The following is a 1,650-nucleotide window of genomic DNA, read 5'->3' as shown; positions in this document are numbered from 1 at the left end:
TTGTAATATTCCACACCATACCGACCAACCGAGGTCAGCGGACCAGCATTCTGGGTGTTTTTGAGCATGGCTTCGTAAAGCGTGTTGATATCGTATCCTCTGATGCCTTTTAGGTAGGAGTCTGCTATAATAGAGGCCGAATTGGAGCCCACCATACAGTCTCTGTGGCCAGGACTGGCCCATTCGGGTAACCAACCGCTTTCTTTGTAGGTGTTTACGAGCCCTTCCATTATCTGGCTGTTGAGCTCAGGAAACATGAGCGTAAAAAACGGAAATACCGCCCTGAAGGTATCCCAAAAGCCGTTGTCGGTAAACATATAACCGGGCAAAACTTGCCCGTTGTAAGGGCTGTAGTGCATCACTTTGTTGTTTTTGTCTAGCTCATAAAATTTCCTTGGGAAAAGCATTGTGCGGTAAAGTGCCGTATAAAAAGTTCCTTTTTCTGCCTCTGAACCACCTTCTGCGGCTATTCTGCTCATCATTTTGTTCCATGTGGCTCTGCCTTCGGTGGCTATTTGGCCAAAGGTTTTGTTGCCAATTTCGCGTTGTAAATTGAGTTCGGCTTGTTCGGGGCTAATGAAAGAGGAGGCTATTTTGAGATTTACGGCTTCATTGGCTTTGGTTTTAAACTGTATCACAGAACCTACGTGTTTGCCAGTGGCTTCCAACAATTTTATATCCAAACTGCCGTCTTTGGCGATGTACACTTGCTCAAAGGCCTTGTCGGCATATATCACGAAATAGTTCTTGAAGTTTTCGGGTACACCACCAGAGTTATTGCAAGAGTAGCCCACTATTTTTCGCTCTTCTGGATACACTTTTATGTGCGAGTTTTTGAAAAAGGCATCTACGATCAAATACGCCTTTTCGGTTTCGGGATACGTAATTCTGAATCTTGCGGCACGCTCAGTAGGGGTTATTTCTACTGTCATGTTATAGTCTGAGAGGTAGACTTTGTAGTAATGTGCTTGCACCACTTCGGCTTTGTGTGAATACCACGATTCACGCTTGTTTTCATCGAAGACGAGTTTTTCGGTGGTGGCGAATATCGAAAACGCACCATAATCATTAATCCACGGCGAGGGTTGGTGGGTTTGTTTGAAGCCCCTGATTTTTTTGGCGGCATACTGGTAAGCCCAACCGTCGCCCATTTTGTTGGTTTGTGGCGACCAGAAATTCATTCCCCAAGGCAAGGCAATGGCCGGGTATGTGTTGCCATTTGATAAACTAAAGTCAGAATCGGTACCGATGAGTGGGTTGATGTATTTGGCCAAGTCGGCGTTTTGGGAAAAGGCATTAAATGCCAACAATACAAAAAGGGCTATTTTTTTCATTAAAATCAAGAAAGATATTTAGCCCGAAATTTATGGATTTTTAGTGAGGAAATGGGTGGGGGAGAGGTTTTTTGTTTTGGGGTGGGGAGGAGAATTGTGTTTATAATATACATGTTAATTTTCAGGATTAGAATTAAATGAATTTGTTTATTTCTTGACGAATTCACATGACCCATGAGGGACAGAACGGCCTGTTTGAGCTCTTTTTGTTGGCCTGCCTTTAGGCGGAACGCAAAAAAGCGAGTTGTGATGGCCCGACCCCAGCTGCTGTGGGGATGCCTTTTGTTTTGGGGAATGCTCAGCTAGGGGCATGCCC

The 1,650-nt window shown here is 44.6% G+C and carries 1 protein-coding gene; it reads right to left on the bottom strand.

Annotated features, from left to right (window positions below; genetic code table 11):
* The coding region (locus tag EGI31_RS15025; RefSeq protein WP_255037989.1) for a GH92 family glycosyl hydrolase at positions 1 to 1,334 on the bottom strand (1,334 nt) is incomplete at its 3' end.
* Positions 1,335 to 1,650: the final 316 nt, after the last annotated feature.

The sequence above is a fragment of the Lacihabitans soyangensis genome (assembly GCF_024343775.1).
In the GTDB taxonomy this organism is placed as follows: domain Bacteria; phylum Bacteroidota; class Bacteroidia; order Cytophagales; family Spirosomataceae; genus Leadbetterella; species Leadbetterella soyangensis.
This window is presented reverse-complemented; position numbering and strand designations above follow the sequence as displayed.